Annotated in this window: 21 protein-coding genes and 2 tRNA genes; 15 read left to right on the top strand and 8 right to left on the bottom strand. The window is 70.9% G+C overall.

The annotated features are described in order from the left end of the window. The first annotated feature begins 26 nt into the window (after positions 1 to 26). A complete protein-coding gene (locus tag ACIRR8_RS07015) occupies positions 27 to 488 on the top strand; it encodes a molybdenum cofactor biosynthesis protein MoaE (RefSeq protein WP_404059964.1) in 462 nt (153 codons plus the stop codon). Positions 489 to 889: 401 nt separating this feature from the next. Then, positions 890 to 1,993, top strand: coding sequence for a PDZ domain-containing protein (locus ACIRR8_RS07010; RefSeq protein WP_404059961.1), 1,104 nt, complete (start codon positions 890 to 892; stop codon positions 1,991 to 1,993). Between the two features lie 30 nt (positions 1,994 to 2,023). Here the strand turns inward: ACIRR8_RS07010 and ACIRR8_RS07005 are convergent, their stop codons facing one another. Then, on the bottom strand, positions 2,024 to 2,584 hold the full coding sequence (locus ACIRR8_RS07005; protein WP_404059959.1) for a PPA1309 family protein: 561 nt from the start codon (positions 2,582 to 2,584) through the stop codon (positions 2,024 to 2,026). Between the two features lie 136 nt (positions 2,585 to 2,720). Here ACIRR8_RS07005 and ACIRR8_RS07000 point away from each other — a divergent pair, with 136 nt between their 5' ends. From ACIRR8_RS07000 to ACIRR8_RS06985, 4 genes are all read left to right on the top strand, one after another. Then, a complete protein-coding gene (locus ACIRR8_RS07000) occupies positions 2,721 to 5,708 on the top strand; it encodes a UPF0182 family protein (RefSeq protein WP_404060717.1) in 2,988 nt (995 codons plus the stop codon). A gap of 38 nt (positions 5,709 to 5,746) precedes the next feature. Continuing rightward, positions 5,747 to 5,820: transfer RNA gene (locus tag ACIRR8_RS06995), tRNA-Met, on the top strand. Between the two features lie 210 nt (positions 5,821 to 6,030). After that, positions 6,031 to 8,298: a sel1 repeat family protein gene (locus ACIRR8_RS06990; protein WP_404059956.1), complete on the top strand. Its 2,268-nt coding sequence runs from the start codon at positions 6,031 to 6,033 to the stop codon at positions 8,296 to 8,298. 104 nt (positions 8,299 to 8,402) lie between these two features. Then, positions 8,403 to 8,476 (top strand) — tRNA-Met (locus ACIRR8_RS06985). 105 nt (positions 8,477 to 8,581) lie between these two features. Here ACIRR8_RS06985 and ACIRR8_RS06980 read toward each other — a convergent pair. Then, the gene (locus tag ACIRR8_RS06980) at positions 8,582 to 9,001 is read right to left on the bottom strand and encodes a Fur family transcriptional regulator (RefSeq protein ID WP_404059953.1); all 420 of its coding nucleotides are present in this window, start codon (positions 8,999 to 9,001) and stop codon (positions 8,582 to 8,584) included. Between the two features lie 131 nt (positions 9,002 to 9,132). On the opposite strand from ACIRR8_RS06980, the gene ACIRR8_RS06975 reads away from it, so the two are divergent. After that, a complete protein-coding gene (locus ACIRR8_RS06975) occupies positions 9,133 to 10,617 on the top strand; it encodes a catalase (protein WP_404059951.1) in 1,485 nt (494 codons plus the stop codon). A 71-nt stretch (positions 10,618 to 10,688) separates the two neighbouring features. On the opposite strand, the gene ACIRR8_RS06970 is transcribed toward ACIRR8_RS06975, so the two are convergent. Beyond that, positions 10,689 to 11,096 carry a cyclic nucleotide-binding/CBS domain-containing protein gene (locus ACIRR8_RS06970; protein ID WP_404059949.1) on the bottom strand — a complete coding sequence of 136 codons (408 nt, stop codon included), beginning with the start codon at positions 11,094 to 11,096 and terminating at the stop codon, positions 10,689 to 10,691. Between the two features lie 165 nt (positions 11,097 to 11,261). Beyond that, positions 11,262 to 12,062 (bottom strand): histidinol-phosphatase, encoded by an 801-nt coding sequence (gene hisN, locus ACIRR8_RS06965; RefSeq protein ID WP_404059946.1) that lies wholly within the window; start codon positions 12,060 to 12,062, stop codon positions 11,262 to 11,264. A gap of 135 nt (positions 12,063 to 12,197) precedes the next feature. Between hisN and ACIRR8_RS06960 the strand changes: the two genes are divergently transcribed. Continuing rightward, entirely contained in the window at positions 12,198 to 12,815 is a 618-nt protein-coding gene (locus ACIRR8_RS06960) for a TetR/AcrR family transcriptional regulator (RefSeq protein WP_404059943.1), read from the top strand. Here the strand turns inward: ACIRR8_RS06960 and ACIRR8_RS06955 are convergent. From ACIRR8_RS06955 to ACIRR8_RS06940, 4 genes are all read right to left on the bottom strand, one after another. Continuing rightward, positions 12,707 to 13,030 carry a DMT family transporter gene (locus tag ACIRR8_RS06955; RefSeq protein ID WP_404059940.1) on the bottom strand — a complete coding sequence of 108 codons (324 nt, stop codon included), beginning with the start codon at positions 13,028 to 13,030 and terminating at the stop codon, positions 12,707 to 12,709. The two genes, ACIRR8_RS06960 and ACIRR8_RS06955, sit on opposite strands and share 109 nt — an antisense overlap. Positions 13,031 to 13,144: 114 nt before the next feature. Next, the gene (gene rsgA, locus ACIRR8_RS06950) at positions 13,145 to 14,161 is read right to left on the bottom strand and encodes a ribosome small subunit-dependent GTPase A (RefSeq protein ID WP_404059937.1); all 1,017 of its coding nucleotides are present in this window, start codon (positions 14,159 to 14,161) and stop codon (positions 13,145 to 13,147) included. Between the two features lie 3 nt (positions 14,162 to 14,164). Continuing rightward, positions 14,165 to 15,517, bottom strand: coding sequence for a 3-phosphoshikimate 1-carboxyvinyltransferase (aroA, locus tag ACIRR8_RS06945; RefSeq protein WP_404059935.1), 1,353 nt, complete (start codon positions 15,515 to 15,517; stop codon positions 14,165 to 14,167). Positions 15,518 to 15,629: 112 nt separating this feature from the next. Then, the gene (locus ACIRR8_RS06940) at positions 15,630 to 16,343 is read right to left on the bottom strand and encodes a M50 family metallopeptidase (protein WP_404059932.1); all 714 of its coding nucleotides are present in this window, start codon (positions 16,341 to 16,343) and stop codon (positions 15,630 to 15,632) included. Between the two features lie 53 nt (positions 16,344 to 16,396). Between ACIRR8_RS06940 and ACIRR8_RS06935 the strand changes: the two genes are divergently transcribed. The 7 genes from ACIRR8_RS06935 to ACIRR8_RS06905 all read left to right on the top strand — a co-directional run bounded on the left by ACIRR8_RS06935 (position 16,397) and on the right by ACIRR8_RS06905 (position 22,212). Then, a complete protein-coding gene (locus ACIRR8_RS06935) occupies positions 16,397 to 17,212 on the top strand; it encodes an SOS response-associated peptidase (RefSeq protein ID WP_404059929.1) in 816 nt (271 codons plus the stop codon). A gap of 45 nt (positions 17,213 to 17,257) precedes the next feature. Next, the gene (locus ACIRR8_RS06930; RefSeq protein WP_404059927.1) at positions 17,258 to 17,899 is read left to right on the top strand and encodes an alpha/beta family hydrolase; all 642 of its coding nucleotides are present in this window, start codon (positions 17,258 to 17,260) and stop codon (positions 17,897 to 17,899) included. Between the two features lie 298 nt (positions 17,900 to 18,197). Continuing rightward, a complete protein-coding gene (locus ACIRR8_RS06925; protein WP_356747237.1) occupies positions 18,198 to 18,854 on the top strand; it encodes a sigma-70 family RNA polymerase sigma factor in 657 nt (218 codons plus the stop codon). Then, positions 18,851 to 19,171: a mycothiol system anti-sigma-R factor gene (gene rsrA, locus ACIRR8_RS06920; RefSeq protein WP_404059924.1), complete on the top strand. Its 321-nt coding sequence runs from the start codon at positions 18,851 to 18,853 to the stop codon at positions 19,169 to 19,171. The genes ACIRR8_RS06925 and rsrA overlap by 4 nt, the downstream gene beginning before the upstream one ends. Before the next feature lie 400 nt (positions 19,172 to 19,571). Next, a complete protein-coding gene (locus ACIRR8_RS06915; RefSeq protein ID WP_015611249.1) occupies positions 19,572 to 20,567 on the top strand; it encodes a Tetratricopeptide repeat domain-containing protein in 996 nt (331 codons plus the stop codon). A gap of 120 nt (positions 20,568 to 20,687) precedes the next feature. Continuing rightward, positions 20,688 to 21,326 (top strand): peptide deformylase, encoded by a 639-nt coding sequence (gene def, locus ACIRR8_RS06910; RefSeq protein WP_404059921.1) that lies wholly within the window; start codon positions 20,688 to 20,690, stop codon positions 21,324 to 21,326. A 148-nt stretch (positions 21,327 to 21,474) separates the two neighbouring features. Then, a complete protein-coding gene (locus tag ACIRR8_RS06905; protein WP_404059918.1) occupies positions 21,475 to 22,212 on the top strand; it encodes a D-Ala-D-Ala carboxypeptidase family metallohydrolase in 738 nt (245 codons plus the stop codon). The last annotated feature ends 36 nt before the right edge of the window (positions 22,213 to 22,248 follow it).

Raw genomic sequence — 22,248 nt, 5'->3', positions numbered from 1 at the left:
TCGGTGCCGTACGGCACGATGGGGGCATGGCACGTACCCAGGACCACCCCGGCGAGCAGGCGGCTTCGGACCCCATCCGGCTGCTGGCGATCCGGGAGAGCGAACTCTCCCTCGACGAGGTCTTCCGTGCGGTCGGGGACGACGCCGCGGGCGGCATCGCGCTCTTCGTCGGCACCGTGCGCAACCACGACGGCGGACAGGACGTCGGCGCGCTCGGCTACTCCTGCCATCCCTCCGCCGAGGACGAGCTGCGCCGAGTGGCGGAGAAGGTCGTCGCCGACTTCCCGGTCCGCGGCCTCGCCGCCGTCCACCGGGTGGGTGAACTGGAGGTAGGCGATCTGGCGGTGGTCGTCGCCGTCGCCTGCCCGCACCGCGCGGAGGCCTTCGCCGCCTGCCGCAAGCTCATCGACGACCTCAAGCACGAGGTTCCGATCTGGAAGCACCAGCGTTTCTCCGACGGTACGGAGGAGTGGGTCGGCGCCTGCTGAGCGCAAACCGGACCGGGCCGCATCAGCCCCGATTTGCGTAACCGCACCCCTGCCGTGAGCGTTGGTCTTCCGGATCGTTAATCTGCAGATCGATCATTCGATCGCTCATGGGGTAGGGAGGTCGTGATGGCGGCACTCGCTTGGCTGTTGATTCCACTTTTCGCTGCTGTCGGTGGTGCGATATGGGCGAGCTGGGCTGCTCGCAACCGCACGACCGGCGATGTCACCGAGCTCGCCGGGTACGCCAGGTTCCGTGACGCGATGGAGAAATCGCACTCCGGTTCCGGGGCACTCTGAGGCCGTAGAACGCCGCGTGACCACCTCTCCGCCGCGCTGCCGCCCGTGCCCGGACGGACCGGCCCCGAAGGTGGACGGACAGGCCCTTCCCGTACTGTCGTTCCATGCCACGCCGCACCGCGACGATGCTCGCCTCCGCCCTCATCCTCATCGCGCTTCTCTGCGCGGGCATGCTGATCAAAGTGCCGTATTCGGAGATGTCCCCCGGGCCGACGGTGAACACCCTGGGTGAGGCGCGCGGCGAGCCCGTCCTGCATATCGAGGGCCCCGAGACCTACGAGACCACCGGGCACCTCAACATGACGACGGTCCGGGTCACCGGAGCGGACTACCGGATGAACCTGGGCCAGGCCGTCTACGGCTGGCTGGCCCACGACAGCGTCGTCGTACCGCACGACACGCTCTACCCGGACGGCAAGACCGAGGAGCAGTCCACCCAGGAGAACGCCGAGGAGTTCAGCCAGTCCCAGGAGAGCGCCAAGGTGGCCGCCCTGAAGGAGCTCGACATCCCGGTCGCCACCCAGGTCATCGTCTCCAGCGTCGTCAAGGGCAGCCCGTCCGAGGGCAAGCTGCACGCGGGTGACGTGATCAAGAGCGTCGACGGTACGGCGGTCAAGGAGCCCGGCGACGTCGCCGAGCTGGTCACCAGGCACCAGCCCGGCGAGGACGTCACCTTCACCATCATTCCGGCCAAGGAGGCGGCCGCCTCCGAGAAGGCCGGCCGGGCCCCCGAAGGCGGCCGGCCGGTCACCATCACCACCGAGAAGGCGCCGCCGGCGGAAGAGGGCGGCAAGGAGCGGGCGGTCGTCGGCATCAGGGCCGGGACGGACCACCGTTTCCCGTTCACGATCGACATCAAGCTCGCGGACGTCGGCGGCCCCAGCGCCGGTCTGATGTTCTCCCTGGGCATCATCGACAAGCTCACCCCGGGCAATCTGACCGGCGGCAAGTTCATCGCGGGCACCGGAACCATCGACGACGCGGGCCAGGTCGGCCCGATCGGCGGCATCAACATGAAGCTCGTCGGCGCCCGGGACGCGGGCGCCCGCTACTTCCTCACACCCGACGACAACTGCGCCGCCGCCGCCTCGGACACGCCGGACGGCCTGACGCTGGTCCGGGTCAAGACCCTCGACGACGCCAGGAAGTCGCTGGAGAAGATCAGCGCCGGCAAGACCGACGCGCTGCCGAGCTGCTCGGCCGGCTGACAGCGCGTCGGGAGGCGGACGGCGGGCCCGTCAGGACTCGAACGTCGCCGAGAGGGCCTCGGCGAGTCCCGGCACCAGACCCGCACCGGTCAGCACCTCGGTGGGGGAGTCCTTCTCGCGCAGCCGTACGGCGGACTCGCGCGCCCCGTCCCGCAGCACGGCCACCGTCATCCGCACCTCCTGCCGGTCGGGGTGCTTGGCGACCCACTGCGTGAGCTGCTGGTCGCTGAGCCCTTCCGGAACGGAGGCCTCGGCGGACGGAGGCAGCATCAGCCGCTCGACGGTCATGGCGCAGCCCGCCACGGAGTCGGGCCAGGCGATGGTGGCGAGGAAATCGTCCAGGGCGGTGCCGGCGGGCAGCTCCTCCTGCTCGATCGGGGTGAGGGAAGCGGTCGGGGAGGCGGCGTCGTCCAGGCCGAGCTGAGCGGCGAGACCCGGCTCCTGGACCCGCAGCCGGGCGGTATCGACCAGAGCGAACAGCCGGGCGGGCTGGTCCCAGCCGAGGGTGGAGGCATAGGCGTCGATTTCGAGGACGGCGACGGTGAGCGGGCTCGCGGCCATCGGAGGTCCTGCGGGAGAAACGTTGGGCATGGGCAATATCCTGCCTCCTTCGGCCCTGATATCGGGAACTAGGTAAAGCTTCAGTAAGTTGCATAGGTGGGCTCTACGACCGCTGGGGCCGCTCCACACGACCGCGAACTTCGAGGTGCGCACGTTGGCTTTCCAGATGCCGGACCGCGGCGGAGGCCCCACCGGGCCACGGATCAGTGTCGGCCGCCCGTCCCGGCGGGCCCGCACCCTGCTCATGACCTTGGGGGTCCTGGCGGTTCTCGCCATGGCCTTCGTCATGTTCGCCGGGTTCTGGACCGACTGGCTCTGGTACCGGTCGGTGGCGTATTCCTCCGTCTTCACCACCACCCTGTGGACCAAGATCGGACTGTTCCTCGTCTTCGGACTGCTGATGGCCCTGGCCATCGGCCTGAACATCTGGCTCGCGCACCGGCTCCGGCCGCCGCTGAGCGCGATGTCGCTGGAGCAGCAGAGCCTGGACCGCTACCGGATGAGCGTCGCCCCCTTCAAGAAGTGGGTGCTGCTCGCCGTCACCGCGCTCGTCGGGCTGATCGCCGGAGCATCCGCCTCCGGCCAGTGGCGCACCTGGCTGATGTACGTCAACGGCGTGCCGTTCGGCACGAAGGACCCCCAGTTCAAGCTGGACGTCTCCTTCTACGCCTTCGACCTGCCGTTCTACCGCTTCCTGCTGGGCTTCGGCTTCGCGGCCACCGTGCTCTCGCTGATCGCCGCCGCCCTGACCCACTACCTGTACGGCGGGCTGCGCATCACCAGCCCCGGTGCCCGCGCGACCGGCGCGGCCACCGGCCACCTCTCGGTGCTGCTCGGCATCTTCGTCTCGCTGAAGGCCGTGGCCTACTGGCTCGACCGGTACGGGCTCGCGGTGAAGTCCAGTGACTTCAAGGCCGCGGACAACTGGACCGGCCTGCGGTACGTCGACGCGAACGCGTATCTCCCGGCGAAGACCATCCTCTTCTGCATTGCGGCGATCTGCGCGGTGCTGTTCTTCGCGACCCTGTGGCGCCGCACCTGGCAGCTGCCGGTCATCGGCTTCGGCCTGATGGTGCTCTCCGCGATCCTGATCGGCGGGCTCTACCCGGCGATCGTGCAGAAGTTCCAGGTCCAGCCGAACGAGCAGGCCAAGGAAGCCCCGTTCATCCAGAAGAACATCGACGCGACCCGCGATGCGTACGACATCGACAAGGCGCAGATGGAGGACTACTCGGGCCAGGCCACCACGAGCGACGACACCAAGCTGCGGGCCGCCGCCAACACGGCCGCCAGCTACCGCGTGATGGACCCCAACGTCGTCTCCCCGGCCTTCCAGCAGCTCCAGCAGCGCAGGAACTACTACCAGTTCCCCAAGACGCTCGACGTCGACCGCTACAAGGGCGAGGACGGCAAGGAGCAGGACACCGTCATCGGTCTGCGTGAGCTCAACATCCAGGGCCTGCCCAAGCGGAACTGGATCAACGACCACTTCACGTACACCCACGGCTACGGCGCCATCGCGGCCCGCGGCACCAGCACCGGCACCAACCCGACGGGGTCCCCGGACTTCACCGAGTCGGGCCTGCCGTCCACCGGTGAGTTCGGGAAGTACGAGCAGCGGATCTACTACGGCGAGAAGACCGAGCAGTACTCCATCGTCGGCGGGCCCCAGAAGGAGCTCGACTACGAGGAGGACGGCGAGAGGACCACCAGCTACAAGGGTGACAGCGGGGTCAGCCTCTCCAACACGTTCAACCGCGCCGCGTACGCGGTCTCCTTCAGCGAGCCGCAGATCCTGTATTCGGGAGCCATCGGTGACGGCTCGCGGATCCTGTACAACCGCACGCCCAAGGAGCGCGTCGAGGCGGTCGCCCCGTGGCTGACCATCGACGGCGACGCCTATCCCGCGGTCGTCGACGGCCGGATCCAGTGGATCGTCGACGCGTACACCACGACGAACGGCTATCCGTACGCCTCCCGGACGACGCTCGGCGACACCACGGCCGACTCGCTGACCACCAACCAGCGCGCGGTCGTCGCCCAGCAGAACCAGGTCAACTACATCCGCAACTCGGTGAAGGCCACCGTCGACGCGTACGACGGCAAGGTCAAGCTCTACGAGTGGGACACCAAGGACCCGGTCCTCAAGACCTGGCGCAAGGCGTTCCCGGGCACCGTGAAGGCCCGTACGGAGATCCCGCAGACCCTCCTGGACCACCTGCGGTACCCGCAGGACCTCTTCAAGGTCCAGCGCGAGCTGCTCACCCGCTACCACGTCGAGGACCCCGCGCAGTTCTACAGCGGCTCCGACGCGTGGCAAGTGCCGGCCGACCCGACCACCAAGGAGTCGGGCTCCGTACCGCCGTACTACCTGTCCATGAAGATGCCGGGCCAGGACCAGCAGGCGTTCTCGCTGACGACCACCTTCACCCCCAGGGGGCGGCCGAACCTCGGTGCCTTCATGGCGGTGAACGCGGACGCGGCCAGCAAGGACTACGGCACGATGAGACTGCTCCGGGTCACCTCCACGGTGAAGGGCCCGGGCCAGGTACAGAGTGAGCTCAACGGCAACGACGACGTCGCCGAGTTCGTGAGGAACCTCAAGGGCACGGACTCCGACATCGACTACGGCAACCTGCTGACGGTTCCGCTCGAAGGCGGCTTCCTCTACATCGAGCCCGTCTACACCCGCGGTGGCAACCAGAACTACCCGCTGCTGCGCAAGGTGGCCGCCTCGTTCGGCTCGAAGATCGTCTTCGAGAACAACCTGGGAGACGCGCTCAACGCGGTCTTCGGGGTCGAGGGCGACGCGGACACCACACCGCCCGACCCCAGTGATCCGCCGGGTGACACCACCAAGCCGCCGGCCACCGGAAGCGATGCGCTCAAGAAGGCCATCGCGGACGCCCAGAAGGCGTACGAGGACGGTGAGGCGGCGCTGAAGGAGCAGGACTGGCCCGCCTACGGCAAGGCCCAGGATGCGCTCCAGGAAGCTCTGGAGCGGGCGGCCAAGGCTCAGCCCACGGCCGGGGCCGAGGGTGACAAGCCCGCTGCCCCGGACAGGGACGACGGGGCCGACCCGGCGAAGAAGCCCGAGGAGAAGCCCGATGAGGGCGCCGGGGCGGAGCAGGCGGCGGCCAGGGCACCTGAGTAAGCACCACCCCGCGTCGTGGTACGGTTTGAACACAACGACGCGGGGTGGAGCAGCTCGGTAGCTCGCTGGGCTCATAACCCAGAGGTCGCAGGTTCAAATCCTGTCCCCGCTACTGAAGACGAAGGCCCGGATCCTATGGGATCCGGGCCTTCGTCATGTCGTCGTTTCTTTCTTGTTCCGTGGGCGTGAAGTGCGGTTCGCTGGGCACCAGTTGGATTCCGACGTGTTTGACTTGTCTCCCTGTGGGCATGTCGACAAAACGCTGAAGTGACCTCACTGGCCGCGATATACCAGGTGTACGCGGGTTACAGGTGGTGCGACGATGGTATTTATGGGGGACAGGGCAACTCTGTTGGAGACAGGGCGGTTTGTGCAGCGGCGCGGCCAGAAGGCGGACAAGGTGGCAGATGCGGCCTTCGCTGCCGTCATCGTCGGCGCCGGCGCGAGCACGCCCGGACCACGGGACGCCACCACCGCCGGTGAAGCGGGGCCCGCCGTCGAGGCGACGTCCCGGGGCAGGGGGCGTACCACGAGCGAGACCGCCGCGACGGTGGGACACCTGGACGCCGATGCCGCACGCGCGGCCGCGGCCCACACCACCGGCGCCATGGGCGTCACGGATGTGACCACGCCGGACGCGAGCCTCACGGACACCGCCACGGGCGCGACGGACGCCTGCGCGGGCACCACCGACGCCGTCGACGCAGCGGACAGCGCCGAGGCGGAGGCGCGCCACCGCCGGGCGGCCGAGGCCGGGGACACCGCGTCCATGAGCGTGCTCGGCGCCCTGCTGCTGCGCCGCGGCGAGCTGGACGGCGCCGAGACCTACCTCCGCGCCGCCACCGCCGACGGCGACCGGGCCGCCGCCAACAACCTGGGCGTCCTGCTCCACCAGCGGGGCTACCCGGACGAGGCCGCGGGCTGGTGGCGCATCGCCGCCGTCGCCGGTTCAGCCGCCGCCGCGCACGCCCTCGGCCGTCACTTCCGGGAGCGCGGCGACGAGCCCGGAGCCGAGTACTGGCTGCGGCAGTCCGCCGAGCAGGGCCACGCGCTGGGGGCTTACGCGCTCGCCGACCTGCTGGAGCACCGGGGCGACATCGGCGCCGAGCGGTGGCTGCGCGCCGCCGCCGAGCAGGGCCACCGGGAGGCCGCCTACCGGCTGGCCCGCACCCTGGAGCGGAACGCGGTCGAGGACCCGCACGACGCCTTCGGCCTGGGCCGGTCCGCCGGCCGGACCGGTCTCGGCCCGCACGCCGGACCGGCCGCTGCCGACGCCCTGACGACGGGCGCTCCGGCGACGGATGCCAAGGGCGGCAGAAGCGCGCAGGCCGAGAAGGACCGAGCCGGCGGGGACAGCCCCGTGGCCGGTCCCGCCGCCGGACGCGTCGGCGAGGCCGAGCAGTGGTACCGCCGTGCCGCCGCCCGGGGCCACCGCCGTGCCGCACTCCACCTCGGCGCGATCCTGGAACAGCGCGGCGAGCTCAAGGAGGCGGGCCGCTGGTACCTCACCGCCGCCAAGGACGGCGAGGCCCGCGCCGCCTGCGCGCTGGGGTTCCTGCTGCGCGACGCCGGCGACGAGGAGAGCGCCGCCGTCTGGTGGCTGCGCGCCGCCCAGGACGGCGACGGCAACGCGGCCAACGCGCTCGGCGCCCTGCACGCGGCACGCGGCGAGCAGCAGACCGCCGAGCGCTGGTACCGCGCCGCCATGGACGCCGGTGACGTCAACGGCGCGTACAACCTCGGGCTGCTCTGCGCCGCCCAGGACCGTACGCCGCAGGCCGAGCAGTGGTACCGCCGCGCCGCCTACGCCGGACACCGCGAGGCCGCCAACGCGCTCGCCGTGCTCCTCCTCCAGGCCGGCGACCACACCGGCGCCGAGCCCTGGTTCTCCAAGGCGGCCGAGGCGGGCAGTGTGGACGCGGCCTTCAACCTCGGCATCCTGCACGCCGGACGGGACGAGGATCGCACGGCGCTGGGCTGGTACGAGCGGGCGGCGGCGGCCGGGCACACCGACGCCGCGCTCCAGGTCGCCATGGCCCTGCTGCGCGATGGCGACGACCGGGAGGCCGAGCGCCACCTGCGCTGCGCGGCGGGCGGCGGCAGCGCCGAGGCGGCGTTCCGGCTGGCCGGGGTGCTGGACGCACGCCAGCCGCCGCCGGGTCCGCCCGCGCTCGGCGAGCCGATGCCGGAGAAGACCGAGTGCGAGGAGTGGTACGAGCGCGCCGCCCAGCAGGGCCACCGCCGCGCCCAGGTCCGGGTCGGCATGCTCGCCGCCGCCCGCGGTGACGTGGAGAGCGCCGCCCACTGGTACCGGGAGGCTGCCGAGGCGGGCAGCCGCAACGGCGCCTTCAACCTGGGGCTGCTGCTGGCCCGCGAGGGCAGCGAGCGCGAGGCCGCCCTGTGGTGGAGCCGCGCCGCCAACGCCGGTCACGGCCGGGCCGCGCTGCGGCTGGCCCTGCTCGCCGCGCGCCGGGGCGAACTCACCGAGGGCCGGCGCTGGTGTGCGCGGGCCGTGGAGCTGGGTCCGGCCGAGGTGGCCGAGCGGGCGGCCCGGCTGAGTGACGCGCTGCACCAGGAGCTGACCGCGTAGGCCTCCGAGCAGCTTCGGGGCGGGCGTGACGGGGCGGGTATGAAGGGGCGGGTATGAAGGAATTTGCGCCGCCCAACCCGTTGACGTAATGTTGCGTTCACCGACGCGGGGTGGAGCAGCTCGGTAGCTCGCTGGGCTCATAACCCAGAGGTCGCAGGTTCAAATCCTGTCCCCGCTACTGAAGACGAAGGCCCGGATCTCGACAAGAGATCCGGGCCTTCGTCATGTCCAGAGGTGCGTAAGAACCCGGGCCCGTCCTCGTGAGGACGGGCCCGGCACGGGCTCACGCAGACGCGGCGCAGCTCGGACAGAGCCCCCGGTACGTCACCTCGACGCCGGAGACCGTGAAGCCGTAGCGCTCCTCCGAGGGCAGGTCCGCGAGCGGATTGCCCGCCGGATGCACATCGCGGATGGCCCCGCACCGGCCGCAGATCAGGTGGTGGTGCGGGCGGTGCGCGTTCGGGTCGTACCGCTTCGCCCGGCGGTCGGTGGAGACCTCCAGCACCTCACCGAGGGACACCATCTCGCCGAGGGTGTTGTAGACGGTGGCGCGCGAGATCTCGGGCAGCCGGTCGACGGCCCTCGCGTGGACCTCGTCAGCCGTCAGGTGCACGTGGTCCCCGTCGAGGACCTCGGCCACGACACGCCGCTGCGCAGTCATGCGCCAGCCGCGTCCACGGAGTCGTTCCAGGAGGTCACTCATGCGGCCCAGCCTAACAGTGGAGGGAGCGAGTCCCGATCAGGTGTGACTTTGGATATTTACTTGACTTGGACAATGTCCATTGTAGGATCCAGAACGGCATCGGCCAAGGGACAGGGCTGTACGGAAAACAGATGGCTGTACAGGACAGGACGCAGGAGGCGCACGTGACGCAGGGACCGCTCACCACGGAGGCCGGGGCTCCGGTCGCGGACAACCAGAACAGCGAGACCGCGGGCGTCGGCGGTCCGGTTCTCGTCCAGGACCAGGCGCTGCTGGAGAAGCTCGCCCACTTCAACCGGGAGCGCATACCGGAGCGCGTCGTGCACGCCCGCGGCGCCGGCGCGTACGGCACCTTCACGCTGACCCGCGACGTCTCGCAGTGGACCCGGGCGAAGTTCCTCTCCGAGGTCGGCAAGCAGACCGAGACGTTCCTGCGTTTCTCCACCGTCGCCGGCAACCTGGGCTCCGCCGACGCCGTGCGCGACCCGCGCGGATTCGCGCTGAAGTTCTACACCGAGGAGGGCAACTACGACCTCGTCGGCAACAACACCCCGGTGTTCTTCATCAAGGACGCCATCAAGTTCCCCGACTTCATCCACACCCAGAAGCGCGACCCGTACACCGGCTCGCAGGAGGCGGACAACGTCTGGGACTTCTGGGGTCTGTCGCCCGAGTCGACGCACCAGGTGACCTGGCTCTTCGGCGACCGGGGCATCCCGGCCACCCTCCGCCACATGAACGGGTACGGCTCGCACACCTTCCAGTGGAACAACGAGGCCGGCGAGGTCTTCTGGGTCAAGTACCACTTCAAGACCGACCAGGGCATCAAGAACCTCACCACCGAGGAGGCCGTCCGCCTCTCCGGTGTCGACCCGGACTCGCACCAGCGCGACCTGCGCGAGTCGATCGAGCGCGGTGACTTCCCGTCCTGGACGGTGCAGGTGCAGATCATGCCGGCGGCGGACGCGGCGACGTACCGCTTCAACCCGTTCGACCTCACCAAGGTGTGGCCGCACGCGGACTACCCGCCCATCGAGATCGGCAAGCTGGAGCTCAACCGTAACCCGCAGAACATCTTCGCCGAGGTCGAGCAGTCGATCTTCAGCCCCGCGCACTTCGTGCCGGGCATCGGCCCGTCCCCGGACAAGATGCTCCAGGGCCGGCTCTTCGCGTACGGCGACGCCCACCGCTACCGGGTCGGTATCAACGCCGACCACCTGCCGGTGAACCGCCCGCACGCCACCGAGGCGCGCACCAACAGCCGGGACGGCCACCTCTACGACGGCCGTCACCAGGGTGCCAAGAACTACGAGCCGAACAGCTTCGGCGGCCCCGTCCAGACGGACCGCCCGCTCTGGCAGCCCGTGCCGGTCAGCGGCACCACCGGCAGCACCGAGGCCCCGAGCCACGCCGAGGACGACGACTTCGTGCAGGCCGGAACCCTCTACCGGCTGATGTCGGAGGACGAGAAGGGCCGGCTGATCGACAACCTCGCCGGGTTCATCTCCCAGGTCTCGCGCGACGGCATCGCCGAGCGGGCGATCGACAACTTCCGCCAGGCGGACGGCGACTTCGGCAAGCGGCTGGAAGCCGCGGTCCAGGCCCTTCGCGGCTGACCGGACGCTTGCCGTCGACGGTGGGCCGGCTCCCCTCGCGGGGATCCGGCCCATCGGGCGTTCGTGGAGGACTACGCCGACCCGGCGGCCGCCACCGTACGGCGGCGGCCCGGCGCCCAGCAGCGGATGATGTCGCGCACCGACACGATGCCGACCGGTCCGTTGTCGTCCAGCACGATCAGATGCCGGAACCCGCCGTGCGTCATGGCTTCCGCGGCCTCCTCCAGGGTCCAGGCCGGGGCGGCGAACACCACGTCGGTGGTGGTGTGGGCGGACGCGGTCTCCTGATCGGGGTTCTGGCCCGATCCGATCGCGTTGAGGATGTCGCGCTCGGTGATGATCCCGAGCCCGCAGGTGTCCGGGTCGTGGACGACGGCCGCTCCGATGCGGCGGGCCGACATCAGCTGGGCGGCCTGGCGGAGCGTATGGGCGGGGCCGATGGTGAGGACCACCGTGCTCATGGCGTCACGGACGAGCATGAAACGAGCCACCTCCTCGGTGCGCCGACTCTGTGAGTCGATTCACAAGTTCACAAGTGGGGGGACTCTCAGAGTTGCATCCTTGGCGCGGGCCGACAAGGGGTGGACCGGGCGCACACCGGGGAGCGCGTGATGACGCGCCGCACTCCCCAGGAGGCAGAGGTCTCAGTAGCGCTGGTTGAGGTAGCCCAGCAGCTCGTCGTGGAGCAGGCTGTTCGACGCGGCCCCGTTCGCGCCGCCGGGCCCGTCGGTCCCTTCCAGGTCGGTGAAGCGCCCGCCCGCCTCCTGGACGATGATCGCGTTCGCCGCCATGTCCCAGAGCGAGAGCTCCGGCTCCGCGCAGATGTCCACGGAACCCTCGGCGACCATCATGTACGGCCAGAAGTCCCCGTACCCCCGCGTCCGCCAGCAGGCCCGGGTCAGATCCAGGAAGCCGTCCAGGCGGCCCTGCTCCTCCCATCCGCTCAGCGAGGAGAACGCGAACGAGGAGTCCGCGATGGTGTCCACCTTCGACACGTGCAGCCGGGTCGCGGAGGTGAGGCTGCGCCCGGAGTACGCGCCGGCGCCCTTCGCCGCCCACCAGCGCCGGTTCAGCGCCGGTGCGGAGACGACACCCACCACCGGCTGGAACCCGTTCTCCCCGGCCTCCATGAGCGAGATCAGCGTGGCCCACACCGGCACACCGCGTACGTAGTTCTTGGTGCCGTCGATCGGGTCGATCACCCAGCGCCGCGGCCCGCTGCCCTCGACCCCGTACTCCTCGCCGAGGATCGCGTCGCGCGGGCGGGCCCGATGCAGATGGCCCCGGATCAGCTCCTCTGCGGCCTTGTCGGCCTCGCTCACCGGCGTCATGTCCGGCTTGGTCTCCACCTTCAGGTCGAGAGCCTTGAACCGGTCCATCGTCGCCGCGTCGGCGGCGTCCGCCAGTACATGGGCCAGGCGCAGATCATCGTGGTAGTCGGGCATGCCGTCACAGTATCCAGCTGTACGGGGCACGGGCCACCGGCCCCCGTCCCCGTACGCGGACCCTTGACAGTCGCCATGAGCGCCTCAACTCTGAACCGCAGGCCCCCGGCACGGCCCCGGGCGTGGGAGGCGGCGATGCCGACAGCGCGAGACGCCCTGCTGGACGCCGCCCTCAGGGCGCTCGCCGAGCGGCCCTGGCACACGGTGCGGATGGCCGACGTCGCCGCGCTGGCCGGAGTCTCCCGGCAGACCCTCTACAACGAGTTCTCCACCAAGGCCGGTCTGGCCACCGCCGTGCTGTGCCAGGCCGCCGACCGCTATCTGACCGGCGTGGACCGCGCACTGACGGCGCCCGCGCCGGCGCACCCGGTCGCTGTGGCGCGCTGGACGGTACGGGCCGCCCGCGCGGATCCGCTGGTCAAAGGGTTGCTCACGGGGCTCTGGGCCGAGGGGCTGCCTCGGCCGGGCCATGAGCTCCCGGGCCACGAGGTCCCGGACCCGGCTCGGCTGCTCGCGCTGGCGAGGGACCGTATGGTGGCCGCGTCGCACGCGCCCGCCCCGCCCTCAGCGGTCGCGGAACGCTGCGAGACCGCACTCCGGCTCGCACTCTCCCATGTGATCGCGCCCCGCCGGCCCGTGCCCGCTCAGTGCGCGGAGCCGGACAGCTGGAGCCCGATCACTCCGATGATCACCAGCGAGATCGACACCAGCTTCAGCGTCGAGACGAGGTCACCGAGGAAGACCATGCCGTAGATCGCCGTCCCCGCCGCGCCGATGCCGGTCCACACCGCGTACGCCGGTCCGACGTCCAGCTTCTTCAGGGCCATCGTCAGCAGGCCGAAGCTGCTCAAGGCGAAGGCAGCGAAGGCGATGGTCGGCCAGATCCGGGTGAAGCCGTGCGAGAGCTTCAGGCAGACGGCGAAACCGGTCTCCAGCAGCCCGGCGACCACGACCAGCAGCCATGCCATCGTCCGTGCCTCCTGCGTAATCGGCGAGCGCTTTCCGCACGGTGCGATTATGCCTTTGCCAGTCGTTGAACCAGGCAGACATGCGCGTGGCGCGAGAACCGAATGCGCCCGGCCTCAGTCGCCCTCGCGCCGTTCGCGGGTCGCGAGCAGCCGCCGGAGCGAGTCGAGCCGCGCCGGATCCGCGTGCCCCCCGGCCACCCAGGCGTCCAGCGCGCACTCCGGCTGGTTCTCGTCGTGGGTGCAGCCGCGCGGGCACTCCTCGGTGCCCGGCTCCAGGTCCGGGAAGGCGTGGATGACGCGCGACGGGTCGACGTGGTGCAGTCCGAAGGACCGTACGCCGGGGGTGTCGACGACCCAGCCGCGGCCGTCGGGCAGCGGCAGCGCGAGCGCGGAGGTGGTGGTGTGCCGGCCGCGACCGGTCACCGCGTTGACGATGCCGGTGGTCCGCCGCCGGTCCTTCGGCACCAGCGCGTTGACCAGCGTCGTCTTCCCGACGCCCGAGTGCCCGACGAAGGCGGTGATCTTGCCGTCCAGCTGCTCGCGCACCCGCTCCGCCGCGCCGCCGTTCTCCAGCTCCTCGCGGCTGGTCACGACGTACGGGACGCCGAGCGGCGTGTACGCCTCCAGCAGCTTGTCCGGCGAGGCCAGGTCCGACTTGGTCAGCACCAGGAGCGGGGTGAGGCCACCGTCGTACGCCGCCACCAGACAGCGGTCGATCATGCGCGGGCGCGGCTCCGGGTCGGCCAGCGCGGTGACGATCGCCAGCTGGTCGGCGTTGGCGACGACCACGCGCTCGTACGGATCGTCGTCGTCGGCCGTGCGCCGCAGCACCGTACGGCGCGAGGCGATGCGCACGATCCGGGCCAGCGTGTCCTTCTCGCCGGACAGGTCCCCGACGATGGAGACGGTGTCACCGACCACGGCGGCCTTGCGGCCCAGCTCGCGGGCCTTCATCGCCACCACGGTCCGGCCGTCGACGAGGCAGGTGAGCCGGCCCCGGTCGACGGTGAGGACCATGCCGTCCTCGGCGTCCTCGTGCTTGGGCCGGATGTGCGTACGCGGCCGGTTGCCCTTGCGGTTGGGGCGGACGCGGATGTCGTCCTCGTCGGGGTTCTTCCCGTAGCGGCGCATGATCTAGATCCCGAGCATTCCGGTCCACATGTCCGGGAAGTCCGGCAGGGTCTTGGCGGTCGTGCCCACGTTCTCGATCTCCACGCCCTTGACCGCGAGGCCGATGATCGCCCCGGCGGTGGCCATGCGGTGGTCGTCGTACGTGTGGAAGACACCGCCGTGCAGCGGGCGCGGGCGGATGTGCAGCCCGTCGGCCGTCTCGGTGACGTCGCCGCCCAGCTCGTTGATCTCCTTGGTGAGCGCGGCCAGCCGGTCCGTCTCGTGGAGCCGCAGATGGGCGACGCCGCTCAGCGTGGAGGGGGAGTCGGCCAGCGCCGCGACCGCCGCGATGCCCGGGGTCAGCTCGCCGACCTCGCCGAGGTCCACGTCGATGCCGTGGATCCGGCCGGTGCCGGTGAAGGTCAGTCCGCGCTCGGTCAGCTCGCAGCTGCCCCCCATCGCGGTGAAGATCTCGCGCAGCGCGTCACCCGGCTGAGTGGTCCGCTCGGGCCAGTCCGGGATGGTGACCTTGCCGCCGGTCACCAGCGCGGCGGCCAGGAAGGGCTGCGCGTTGGAGAGGTCGGGCTCGATCGTCAGGTCCCGGCCGAGCAGCGCGGACGGCGAGACCCGCCACACGTTCGGCTCGCCGCCGGTCTCCGGCTCGTCCACCTGCGCGCCGACGGCCCGCAGCATGTCCACCGTCATCCGGATGTGCGGCATCGAGGGCAGGACGGAACCGGTGTGCCGGACCTCCACGCCCTGGTTGAAACGCGGCCCCGACAGCAGCAGCGCCGAGACGAACTGCGAGGACGACGACGCGTCGATCGCCACCGGACCGCCGTCCAGCGCCCCGCCGCCGTGCACGGTCAGCGGCAGCGCCCCGCGCCCGTCGTCGTCGATCCGCGCGCCCAGCGCCCGCAGCCCTTCGATCACGCCGGTCAGCGGACGTTCGTACGAGCGCGGGTCGCCGTCGAAGCGGATGGGCCCGTCGGCGAGCGTGGCGACGGGCGGCAGGAAGCGCATGACGGTGCCGGCGTTGCCGACGTCGACGGTGACCGGGCCGTGCAGCCCCGCCGGAATGACCCGCCAGGCCTCGCCGGTGCTGTCCGGGGAGGCGGCGGCGGACGGGCTGGTCGCGGACGAGGAGGAGACCGTCTCCTCGATGCCGACACCCATGGCGCGCAGCGCGTCGGCCATCAGCAGGGTGTCGCGGGAGCGCAGCGGACGGCGGAGCCAGCCAGGCTCGGAGGCCAGTGAAGCCAGCACGAGCGCCCGGTTGGTGACCGATTTCGATCCGGGCACGGTGACGGTCGCGTCGACGGCTCCACTCGCGTGAGGTGCGGGCCAGAGGGCGGGGTGCACGGAACTCTCGGTCATGGCCATTACTTTAGTGGCTCCGGGCCCGACCCGGATCGTCAACAAAAGGGCGGAAACCGCCCCGTAACGAAATCGTGGTACGGACCGGAGCCGCGCTCTCCGGTCGTCGGGCTCACCAGCCCAGCAGCCAGCGCCCGCCGCCGATCAGCGAGCACAGCGACACCGCGTGGAAGAGGAAGAGCCACAGCACCGCCGGAGCGTGGGTCAGCCGGGCCAGCTGGTCCGCGTCGGAGTCCGGAGCACCGCCGAAGCGCCGCTTGGACTGGAGCTCGAACGGCGGCCGCACCCCGCCCAGCAGCAGGAACCAGACCACCGCGTACGCGAACGCCGACTGCACGTCCGACGAGGTCAGCCAGGACACCAGGAGGAACGCCGTACCGGTCAGGATGACGGTGAGCGCCCCGTACACATTGCGGATCATCACCAGCATCGCGGCGAGCAGCGCGGTCGCGATCCACAGGAGCAGCGTGATCCGGCCGTTGGTCAGCAGCCAGGCGCCGCCCAGACCCAGCAGCGAAGGTGCCGTGTAGCCGGCCGCCGCCGTGAGGATCATGCCGATGCCCGTCGGCTTGCCGCGGCTCACGGTCAGCCCGCTGGTGTCCGAGTGCAGCCGGATGCCGGAGAGCTGCCGCCCGGTGAGCAGGGCCACCAGGCCGTGGCCGCCCTCGTGCGCGATGGTGATGGTGTTGCGGGCGAGGCGCCATATCGGGTTCGGCACGACGGCGATGAGCGCCAGCGCGGCCGTCACCACCACCAGCCACTGCTCGGGTGCGGGCTGGGTTCCGGTGAGGCGATCCCACAGGTCGCCCAGATCGGTGCTGTTCATCGGCCGGGCGACTCCTTGCGGCGGGGGCGGGCGGTCGTGGCAGTCTGGCACTTATGTGCGGACGGTATGCAGCGAGTCGGCGGCCCGAGGACCTGACCGGAGTCTTCGGGGTCGAGAAGTGGGAACCCACCGAGACCCTGGAGCCGGACTGGAACGTGGCGCCGACCAAAGAGGTCTACGCGGTACTGGAGCGTCCTGTTAAGGACGCGGACGACCAGCGTCCGGTTCGCCAGTTGCGGGCCCTGAAGTGGGGGCTCGTGCCCTCTTGGTCGAAGACGCCCGAGGGCGCGGCCCGGATGATCAACGCCCGCGCGGAGACCGTGCACGAGAAGCCGTCCTTCCGCCGCGCCTTCGCCCAGCGCCGCTGCATCCTGCCCGCCGACGGCTACTACGAGTGGGTCACCGGTGCGCAGGAGCGTCAGCTGGAGGAGAAGAAGGGCAAGAAGCGGGCGCGGAAGCAGCCCTACTTCGTCACGCCCGCCGACGGCTCGGTCTTCGCGATGGCCGGACTGTACGAGTTCTGGCGCGACCCGACCCTGCCCGGCGACCACGAGAACGCCTGGTGGGTGACGTGCTCGGTGATCACCACCGAGGCCGAGACCACGCCGCTGGCCGTCGCCCCCGCCGAGGGCCCCGGCGCGCTCGCCGACATCCACCCCCGGATGCCGCTGATGCTCACCCCGGACCGCTGGGACACCTGGCTGGACCCCACGCACACCGGCCCGGACGAGCTGCGCGCGCTCCTGGAGCCGCCGCCGGGCGGGCTGATGCGCGCCTATCCGGTCGCCACCACGGTCAGCAACGTCCGCAACAACGGGCCGGAACTGCTGGAGGAGCTGGCCGCGCCGGAGGAGGCCACGCTGTTCTGAGGGGTACGCGGCTGTTCCACGCGGTATGCGCGAGACGATGGCCGCGTGAACCGTGAACAGAACGTGCAGACCGACGCCGGTGAGGCCCGGATCACCTGGTTCCGCGCCCCGGCCTCCACCGAGCCCCGCCTCGTACTGGCCGCGAGCCACGGCGCCGGCGGCGGCATCGAGGCCCGCGACCTGCAGGCCCTCGCCGCCGTCCTGCCCGCGCACGGCGTCACCGTCGCTCTGGTGGAGCAGCCGTGGCGGGTGGCCGGCAAGAAGGTGGCGCCCGCTCCGAAGACCCTGGACACCGGCTGGCGCGGCCTCTGGCCCGCGCTGGCCGCGCCCGGGCTGCCGGTCGTCGCCGGAGGCCGCAGCGCCGGGGCCCGGGTCGCCTGCCGGACCGCCGCCGGGCTGGGCGCGGCGGCCGTCCTCGCGCTCAGCTTCCCGCTCCACCCGCCGGGCAAGCCGGAGAGGTCCCGGGCCGACGAACTGCTCTCCACCGGCGTACCGACCCTGGTCGTCCAGGGCGGCAACGACCCGTTCGGGCGACCGGAGGAGTTCCCGCCCGGCCCGTACGAGCTGGTGGAAGTGGCGTACGGCGACCACGGCTTCGCCGTACCGAAGAGATCCGGAGTGAGTGAGGCCCAGACCATGGACGTCCTCACCGGAGCGGTCACCGGATGGCTCACGTCCCTCAGGTGACACGGACCACGGGAATGCGGCGTGCGGGGGCGCTGTTGTTCGGGACGTCGGTACTACGACGTCTGCCGGGACGTCGGTACAAAACGTCCTACGTGGAGAGGGAGTCCGTCGCATGGGTTCGACCATCTGCCCCAGCCGCTCGAACGCCGCTGAACTGGAGTGGACCGTGCTGCCCGCGGCGAAGACCACCCGTGAGCGGTCCGTGGGCGGCGCTGATCGACAGCCCGTCTCCCAGCAAGGTCGACTATTCTCCGAGGCGAGCGGGTCCGGTTTCGGCTCCGCCAGATCGTTGGAGGAGGTGGGTCCGGTCACTGGGACCGACACAGGGACCGACGACGGCCGCGCACCGGAGACCACTGCCGAGCGCAACGCGCGCTTCGAGCGGGACGCCCTCGGCTTTCTCGACCAGATGTACTCGGCCGCGCTGCGCATGACGCGCAACCCCGCCGACGCCGAGGACCTGGTCCAGGAGACCTACGCGAAGGCGTACGGCTCCTTCCACCAGTTCCGTGAGGGCACGAACCTCAAGGCGTGGATGTACCGCATCCTCACCAACACCTTCATCAACTCGTACCGCAAGAAGCAGCGTGAGCCCCAGCGCAGCGCCGCCGAGGAGATCGAGGACTGGCAGCTGGCGCGCGCCGAGTCGCACATGTCGACAGGTCTGCGTTCCGCCGAGTCCCAGGCGCTCGACCACCTGCCGGACTCCGACGTGAAGTCGGCGCTGCAGGCGATTCCCGAGGAGTTCCGCATCGCCGTCTATCTCGCCGATGTCGAGGGCTTTGCGTACAAGGAGATCGCGGACATCATGGGGACTCCCATCGGTACGGTGATGTCCCGGCTCCACCGCGGCCGCCGCCAGCTGCGCGGAATGCTGGAGGACTACGCCCGGGAGCGCGGGCTCGTGGCGACCGGTGCCGGTGGTTCGGACGATCGGAAGGGCTCTACCTCATGAGCTGCGGAGAGCCGCACGAGACGGACTGCTCGGAGGTCCTCGACCATCTCTACGAGTTTCTCGACCGGGAGATGCCCGAGGGCGACTGCACCAAGTTCGAGGTGCACTTCGAGGAGTGCTCGCCGTGCCTGGAGAAGTACGGCCTGGAGCAGGCCGTGAAGAAGCTGGTCAAGCGCTGCTGCGGTCAGGATGAGGTCCCGGCCGACCTGCGCTCCAAGGTGATGGGTCGGATCGACCTGATCCGGGCCGGCGAGACCGTGCCGGAACAGGACATCACCGTCGCCGGAACGGATCAGACCGCGACGGCGCGCGACTGAGAGCTGTCGCACAGCCGAACGCGCGACGGAAAGCTGCCGCACAGCCGAAGCGCACCTGCCGAGGGCCGGCGCCCGCACCATGTGCGGGCGCCGGCCCTCGCCGTTCCGTACCGGGAACAGCTGCCCCCGCCGGAATCGTCGGGCCGGCCGACGCATACGACGACCTGTGCGGGGAAGGCGTCGCCGGGCCGCCGGCGGCGTTGGAGGGGCTCGGGCTCACCACCGGACGCGGCCACCGGCCGCAGGTGGTGGAGGCCCTTGCGAGAGTCCTCGGCCGGGGCGGTCTGACCCGGGCCGGGGCTGGGTAACCCATGGGTAATGAGCGGGCGTCCGGCCGGGCATGGTTGGATGCGAAAGCAGAGCGGAAGACGAGGGTGTCCAGTCGGGACAGGCGGGAATCGTGAGGATCTTCGGGAAGGTACGGCATCGGCCGTCCGCCTCTTGGCGGCAGGCCACGGACCGCGCGTTCACGCTGATCGGCGACGGCCGGTACGAGGACGCGGGGGCGCTGCTGACGCGCGCGGCGGATCTGGAGCCCTGGCTCTCGGAGTCCTGGTTCAATCTGGCGCTGCTCCACAAGTTCCGGCACGACTGGGAGCAGGCGCGCGCGGCGGGCCTGCGGGCGGTCGCGCTGCTGGACCGCGAGTCCGGCGCGCCGGACTGGTGGAACGTGGGCATCGCCGCCACCGCGCTCCAGGACTGGCCGCTGGCGCGCCGGGCCTGGCAGGCGTACGGCCTCAAGGTGCCCGGCTCCGGGCTGAACAGCGCGGCCACCACCGAGCCGACCGGCATGGAGCTGGGCAGTGCGGCGGTGCGGCTGTCGCCGGAGGGTGAGGCCGAGGTGGTCTGGGGCCGCCGGCTCGACCCGGCCCGGATGGAGGTGCTCTCCATCCCGCTGCCGTCCTCCGGGCGGCGCTGGGGCGAGGTCGTGCTGCACGACGGCGTGCCCAACGGCGAGCGGGTCACCGCCGCCGGACCGTCGTATCCGGTCTTCGACGAGATCGAGCTCTGGGCGCCTTCGCCGGTGCCGACCTGGGTGGTGCTGCTGGAGGCGGCCACCGAGGAGGACCGGGACGCGCTGGAGAAGCTCGCCTCGGACGCCGGGTTCGCCGCCGAGGACTGGTCCTCGTCCGTACGGCTGCTGTGCCGGGCCTGTTCGGAGAGCCGGATGGAGAGCGACGAGGGCGACGGGGAGCACCTGGACCCGCACGACCACAGCGAGCCGGGCCATCCCGGGCCGCTCGGCCACCGCACGGCGGGCGGCGGTGACCTGTGGGTCCCCGAGCGCGAGTGCGGTCTCGCGGCACCGGCCGGTCTGGTGCGCGGGCTGCTGGACGGCTGGGTCGCCGACAGTCCGGACAGCCGCGAGTGGCGGGATCTCGAAGAAGTCTGCTGACCGCTGCCCGTAGGCTGTACGCGCACCGATCGCGGTGCTGTTCCTCCCGCGCATCCCGGCATCCGGCCGGGTCCGGCGGGGTCACCGAGTTCAGGTTTTGCAGGAAGGCGTACGGCGGACATGTCGCAGCAGGAGACGGACGGGCGGATCGACGTGGACGACGAGGGGTTCGTTGTCGACACCGAGGACTGCGAGGAGCGCGAGGCGGCGTACCGGGAGCGCGGTACGTCGCGTCCGATCACGGTCGTGGGCAATCCGGTGCTGCACAAGGAGTGCAAGGACGTCACCGAGTTCGGCGACGAGCTGGCGCAGCTGATCGACGACATGTTCGCCAGCCAGAAGACGGCCGAGGGCGTGGGCCTGGCGGCCAACCAGATCGGCGTGGACCTCAAGGTCTTCGTCTACGACTGCCCGGACGACGACGGCAAGCGGCACACCGGTGTGGTCTGCAACCCGGTCCTGGAGGAGCTGGCCCCCGAGGCGCGGGTGCTGGACGACTCCAACGAGGGCTGCCTCTCGGTCCCGACCGCGTACGCCTCCCTCGCCCGCCCCGACTACGCGGTGGTGCGCGGCCAGGACGCGAAGGGCAACCCGATCAAGGTGCGCGGCAGCGGCTACTTCGCGCGCTGCCTCCAGCACGAGACGGACCACCTGTACGGCTACCTGTACATCGACCGGCTCTCCAAGCGCGACCGCAAGGACGCGCTCCGGCAGATGGAAGAGGGCACGCCGCGCTACGAGACCGTCCCGAACGCCTGAAGGGCTTCAGGGGGCCCGGCGCCGACTTCCGGTGCCGGGCTCTCGCGTACCCGTGGCAGATAACTGTCGTTTCCCTGGGGGTAGTTGACGCGGGTAGACCAGCTGCGTCAGGCTCGCCGCACAGCGTCCATGACCGAGAGGGAGCCCCATGCTGAAACGCGCCGCACGCGTTCTGCTCGGACTTGTCATGACCATTACCTTCGCGCTGGGCGGGGCGGTGCTGACCGCCGGACCCGCGCAGGCCGACGGCTGCTACACCTGGACCCGTACGCTCGCGCCCGGAGCCACCGGCAACGACGTCACCCAGCTCCAGATCCGGGTGGCCGGCTGGCCCGGCTACGACTCGGTGCTCGCCATCGACGGCTCGTACGGCCCGGCCACCACCGCCGCCGTCAAGCGGTTCCAGGCGGCCTACGGCCTGGCCGCCGACGGGGTCGCCGGTCCGGCCACCCAGGCCAAGATCTACGCACTCCAGGACAACGACTGCACGCCGATCCACTTCACGTACCCGGAGCTCAACAAGTGCAACAGCACCTGGGCGGGCGGCGCGGTCGCGGCGGGTACGGCCAAGGCCAACGCGCTGAGCAGCATGTGGAAGCTGGAGGCGCTGCGCCACGCGCTCGGCGACAAGTCCATCCGCGTCACCAGCGGCTTCCGCTCCACCTCCTGCAACGCGGCCGTCGGCGGCGCGACCAACAGCCGCCACCTGTACGGCGACGCGGTCGACCTCGGCGCCTCGCCGCACTCCCTGTGCACGCTGGCCAAGCAGGCCCGCTACCACGGCTTCCGCGGGATCCTCGGCCCGGGCTACGCGGGCCACGGCGACCACGTGCACGTCAACCAGGGACCGAACCGGTTCTGGTCGGCGTCCCAGTGCGGCATCTGATCCGCTGATGGCGCGGGCCGTGCCCGGCGTCCGCCC

Origin of the sequence: Streptomyces sp. NPDC101178 (genome assembly GCF_044767965.1) — a bacterium.
Taxonomy (GTDB): Bacteria; Actinomycetota; Actinomycetes; order Streptomycetales; family Streptomycetaceae; genus Streptomyces.
This window is presented reverse-complemented; position numbering and strand designations above follow the sequence as displayed.